This window comes from Thalassobellus citreus, assembly GCF_044385915.1.
Classification (GTDB): Bacteria; Bacteroidota; Bacteroidia; order Flavobacteriales; family Flavobacteriaceae; genus Thalassobellus; species Thalassobellus citreus.
Genome location: NZ_JBISCC010000077.1, coordinates 1 through 5,846 on the forward strand (window position 1 = coordinate 1; position 5,846 = coordinate 5,846).

Sequence of the window (5,846 nt, forward strand, 5' to 3'; positions counted from 1 at the left end):
TCTACTGTGGGCAACAAAGTATAAGGAATAATGCTTAAATTTATTTCTTAATCTAAAGGTTAGTGCTTTTTTAGTCACTCTGATTTTCCTGCGGAAAATCCTCGGACACAAAAACGCACTATCCTTATACACAACCGTTGTACGTCATTATAACCAACCACTAACCAATGATAAAATTCTTTAGAAAAATTAGACAGAATTTACTTTCCGAGGGAAAAACTGAAAAGTATTTTAAATATGCTATTGGTGAAATTATATTAGTGGTAATCGGAATTTTAATTGCTTTACAAATAAACAATTGGAATGAAGCTAAAAAAGAAGAAAAACAAGAGACACAGATTTACAAAGAATTAAAAAGTGATTTAATTCAGACTAAAAATGAAATCCAAAAAACTATCTCACAGCATAACGAAATACTTAAATCTACGCAACAACTTATTATTGACATCTCTAACAAAAAAGCATATTCAGATTCTATATACAGATTTTTTGGAGACTCTGGTGAAGAGTTTAAGATAACCCCAAAAACAAGTGCTTTTGAAAATTTAAAAAACATTGGTTTAAATACGCTCACTAATGATAGCTTGCGCATTTCGATAACCAATTTATTTCAACTAGACTTAAATCGATTAGGAGATGAATTGAGCGTAAAAAAATCTAGTTTTAATATTAGAGAACAATTATATCCTTTTCAGATGAAGTACTTATTCCTGGATACTAATCATCCTGTAAGCTATGGATTCAAACATACAGACTCTATTAAGGTTTACAAATTAAAAATTAGAGACTATGATAAGTTTTTAATAGATAATGAACTTTTAAAAACATTACAGTTGTCACTATGGTATAGGAGTTTAATTGTAGACGAAGAAGTGGAAATACTTAACAACATAAACAATGTAATAAAAGGGATAAATAAAGAACTTGAATCTAGATAAAATAACGAACGTACAACAACGTGTATAGCTCATTGCGGCTGAATTCCTTAATCGGAATTCATTGCAATTTGCTATCTTTCGGTTACGACGGAAAATCATAGCTGATTTTCCGCAACGAGCCATACACAAAACCGTTGTAAGCAATATGACCTAACCGAATGAACATTACATTATCCGAAATACTTCAGGAATTACCACCAGGAACATACAAGAATGTTTCTGACGTGTTAAAAATGACTCGCAAAGGTTGGAGTGATGACGAAATTATTGCTCTTCAAACACCTGACTTATATTTACATTGTGACTTATGTAATGGTGTTCGATTATTTGAGCATAATGAATTTCCTTTACATTATAACATTGTAGAAATTGGTTCCAATGAAACTTGGTCAGACCATTGTTATGTTGAATATTTATGTCAGAATTGTAAAGAAGAAACTAAAGGATACTTTTTAGTTCTACTTTTCGATGAAGAAAATATTGAAGATGTAAATGTAATAAAGGTTGGAGAATATCCTTTTTATGGACCAAAAATTTCATCTAAACTCATTTCCATAATTGGACCAGATAGAGAATTATTTTTAAAAGGGAGAAGATGTGAATCTCAAAATCTCGGAATCGCATCTTATTCATACTATAGACGTGTAGTTGAAAATCAAAGGAATAGACTTATCGATAATATTATTTCCGTTTGTCAAAAAACAAATAAAGAACAAAAAATAATTGATGGACTTATTCAAGCCAAAGAGAATATTCAATTCTCAAGCTCTTTAGATTCAATCAAAGATTTATTACCAAAGGAATTATACATTAAGAATGTAAATCCATTAAAGTTATTGCACAAAGCATTGAGCATTGGAATACATAATTTAAATGATAAGGAATGTTTAGAATATGCACAAAGTATTCGATTGGTATTAACTGAATTTGCTGATAGATTGAATGAATTATTAAATGACCATAATGAATTGAATGAAGCAATTGAAAGACTTAACAAACTGAAATAATACTGCTTACAACAAAGCATAAAATTAATGGCTAGTTTTAGCTTACTTGGAAAATTCCTTCGGAATTTTCCGCTGGCAAGTTTCTATTTATTAAATTAGTGCTTAAACACGCCACTAATATTATACATAACCGTTACCACACATTTGAAAAAAACCAATGTTAGAGGAATTAATTAAACGAACAAACACCACAAAATTCTATCAAAATGGACATTTTCATTTGACCGAATTAAAAGGTCAAATTGGGCATTTTAAAACAATGGAATTTAATTTTATCGTTGAAGAACGAGATGATTATGGAAAAATTACTGATGCTGAACATTGGCGATTAATTGCTCATAATACAATAAAGTTTAGCGGAATTTTTAGCGAACAGTATTTACCATATATAAAACTAAAAGTCTTAACTGAACATCCACTACTTTGGACTTTCAACAAAAACGAATTGGAATGTGAATTAAATGGTTTTCCGACAAACGCAAGTGAATTTATTGGAGATTTATTCTTTGAATACGAAAAACACGCTGGAAATTGGTTGCCACTAAATAAGAATTTTTACAACATCAAAGAATATTATAAAAAAGCCGGAAAAATGAATCTCGGCATTTCAGAACCGCTCGCTGAACCGATAAGAGCAGTTTGTGAAAAACACGGAATTGAATTTAATGTTGAGAACGTAATTAAGGATTTTGACAAAGGTTATGCGTATCGACCTAATGCAAAGCTTCTGATTTTTGGAAACGAAGATGTTAGTCCAAACGATTTTAGTTTGGGACAACCATATATAATCGCAGATGAATTTATTGCAAACCGAAAATAAAAAACGTGTGGTAACACCGTGTATAATTAATGGCTAGTTCTCGCCTACTTACGAAAATCCTCGCGGATTTTCTATCTGGTGTTTATTTGCTAAATTAGGTGCTTAAACACGCCACTAATCATACACAAACACGTTAGGCAACATTAAAACAGAACGCAAATGTCAATGACTCAAACTGCTTTTTTAAAGAAAGCTGATTTACCAAACAAAACGGAAATTGAAAATTCTATTCGTGAACTTGGCTATGAATTTGAAATTAATGATGATTTTGAAAAATTTTACGGAATTGACGGAATTGAATGCACCATAAACGGACAAAAAACCTTTTTCGAAATTTATTTTGACCAACCGAGCGAAATAACAAATGACTTTGACTTTATCAAAAAGGACTTAACTGACCAAGATACTGTGATTTCTTTTATTTGGGGAGCCGATTTTGCAGCTGGAGCCTCAATCGGACTAATCTCTGTTGCGCTAATTGACAAGTCTAACGCTTTGATTTATTATTTGGATGATGAAATAGCCTACTCGAGAGAGATGTTGCTAAATGACACGCCTGAATTTTTAAAAGAATTGGAAAAGGAGAATATGCATTCGAAAGAAAACACGAATAGTGAAATAAAAACTAATCAAAAGAAAAAAGGCTTTTTGGACAGAATTAAAGATATATTTAAATAAAAAAACGTTGCCTAACAAAGTATATAAAAAATTGCGAAATTAGTGCTTAAACAAAGGTAGTTGCATTTTTGTTACATCTGATTTTCCTGCGGAAAATCCTCGCACACAAAAACGCAACTTTCCATATACGTAACCGTTGTGGTTAATTTAGTACTGAATGCAAAAGACAAAAAAATATATAAAAATCCTGATTTTTGTGATATCAACTTTAGGATTTCTTGACTTAATAATAAATCCAAAACCCTTTCATTTTTTAGGGACAAAATTGAATTTTGCAACTTCTCTTTTGACTATAATAGGACTTCTTATTCTGACCTTAAAAGAGATTTTAAATGATAGATTTCAGATTTCAGAAAAAATCTTGAGTGGAATTAAAATCGGAATTTTGATGCTATTTCTGATTTATCTAAATGTATTTCTTAAATGGTTCACTTTTGTTGGCTATGTGGACTATGTTGTAGTGACTTATTTGACTTTGCCAATAATCTTTATTTTAAAAGACATTATGCCCGACACAATAAAATCAAAATATTTAATATTAATCGGAATTTTAATATTGTTGCCGACATTAATCTATTTTGGGTTCTTTTACGAGTCATATGAAGATTATTCAAGTGACGGAACACCAATAATGTTTGTTCATCAAAGAATTAGAAATTGGATATGTTACATCGGAATAACATTAATTTTGACATCAATAATTAGAGAAAAAACTAACCACAACACGGTGTATAAAACATAGCTAATAAGTGCTAACCGAGAGGTTTCTGCTTATTAACAAAGACCGCCAAATTTTTAATTTGGCTTTTAAAAAGAGAAAAATTAAAACAAAATATAAAAATTAGGCTATGTGTTAATCCGAAAGCATAGCGTCTTTTTACACGCTACGTTTCATACACAAGTCCGTTGCCCACAATAGCGAAACGCACTCAGCAGAAAGTAAATCGGAATAAAAAAAAGCAAAATTTCGCAGAATAAAACGCTGAATTAATTGCGCTGAATTCTCACTCAAATCGGAATAAAAATCACATCGGACTTTTTAGCAAGTTTGCAGAATCTAAACCTGAATTTAAAAACTAAAGTATATGCGGAATTTAGCAAGTTGCGGAATTTCTCACTGAAACGGAATTGAATAAGTTTGTGGATTAAAAAAACAACTGAACTCACTCAATCTCTGAAAACTGAATAAGAAAACTCTGAAAACAATCTACTGTGGGCAACAAAGTATAAGGAATAATGCTTAAATTTATTCCTTAATCTAAAGGTTAGTGCTTTTTTAGTCACTCTGATTTTCCTGCGGAAAATCCTCGGACACAAAACCGCACTATCCTTATACACAACCGTTGCCAGTAATATGAAAAAACTAATTGTAATTTTAATATTATCATTCATAAACCAGACAACTTTTGGTCAAGAAATTGTCATTGCTGGAAATGGTTTAAATGTTAGAAAAGAGCCAAATACTAAATCTGAAAAAATTGGAAAGCTACATTTTGGAACTAAAGTTAACGTTATTGAAAAAACAGGGAAATTATTAGAAATAAAAGATGGTAATGAAATTGTAAAAGGTGAATGGGTTAAAATAAAGTTTGTTAATTCTCAAATGTTTAGTTCTGAAAATAATTCAGGTTATGTTTTCAATGGTTATATAAAAAATGAAAAGAAATTTAATTTATACCTTGAAAAAGAAATTTCAAAAATTGAAAAATTTCAGAATTATAAAATTCATTCAAAATCGAGTCCTTATTATATAAAAGGAGACTTCTTTGGAGATGGAATTTCAGATTACGCAGTAAAAGTAAGTAAAGAAAAAGACAATGTTGAAATTATTATTTTAGACATTGGAGGAAATAATACTCAAATTTTGAAACCAGTTGAAAACCTTAAAGATGCAAATAATGAAAATAGGGTAATTGACAAATTTGGTTGGGCTGAAATATTTGAAAGAGTTGAATCTGGAGCTATCTTATGGTCAAACTTTATAGATGACTTTAGAAGTCTTGAACAAGTTCCAAATTCTGAAAGAGTAATATTGAATTATGAAGCGATTTATGTTCACGCCTCTGAAAGTTGTGGTGGTGGATTTATTTTTTGGAAAGATGGAATTTTTAATTGGCTTCAGCAGGAATAGTAAATACTACTGGCAACAACATATATAATTTATTGCTAGTTCTAGCCTACTTACGAAAATCCTCGCGGATTTTCTATTTGGTTTTTATTTACTAAATTCAGTGCTTAAAACACGCAACAAATCATATATAAAACCGTTGTGTGTCATTTGAAGAAACTATATGAAAAAGTTGAAAGAATTGGAACGAGAACTTAATCTGACTTTTCCATCAATTTATAAAAAGTTCTTTTTGGAATGTCTAAAATCTATTCCAAAAGGAATGGTTGGAATAG

General features: G+C 30.3%; 5 protein-coding genes. All 5 read left to right on the top strand.

Annotated features, from left to right (window positions below; genetic code table 11):
• Positions 1-167: 167 nt before the first annotated feature.
• The 5 genes from ACH5TX_RS00535 (at position 168) to ACH5TX_RS00555 (ending at position 5,574) form a co-directional block, all read left to right on the top strand.
• Positions 168-938 carry a DUF6090 family protein gene (locus tag ACH5TX_RS00535; protein WP_439337607.1) on the top strand — a complete coding sequence of 257 codons (771 nt, stop codon included), beginning with the start codon at positions 168-170 and terminating at the stop codon, positions 936-938.
• A gap of 158 nt (positions 939-1,096) precedes the next feature.
• The gene (locus ACH5TX_RS00540; RefSeq protein WP_439337608.1) at positions 1,097-1,945 is read left to right on the top strand and encodes a hypothetical protein; all 849 of its coding nucleotides are present in this window, start codon (positions 1,097-1,099) and stop codon (positions 1,943-1,945) included.
• A 157-nt stretch (positions 1,946-2,102) separates the two neighbouring features.
• Complete coding sequence (locus ACH5TX_RS00545) at positions 2,103-2,765, top strand: hypothetical protein (protein ID WP_439337609.1); 663 nt, start codon at positions 2,103-2,105, stop codon at positions 2,763-2,765.
• Between the two features lie 165 nt (positions 2,766-2,930).
• Positions 2,931-3,443: a hypothetical protein gene (locus tag ACH5TX_RS00550; protein ID WP_439337610.1), complete on the top strand. Its 513-nt coding sequence runs from the start codon at positions 2,931-2,933 to the stop codon at positions 3,441-3,443.
• Between the two features lie 1,354 nt (positions 3,444-4,797).
• Entirely contained in the window at positions 4,798-5,574 is a 777-nt protein-coding gene (locus ACH5TX_RS00555) for an SH3 domain-containing protein (protein WP_439337611.1), read from the top strand.
• The last annotated feature ends 272 nt before the right edge of the window (positions 5,575-5,846 follow it).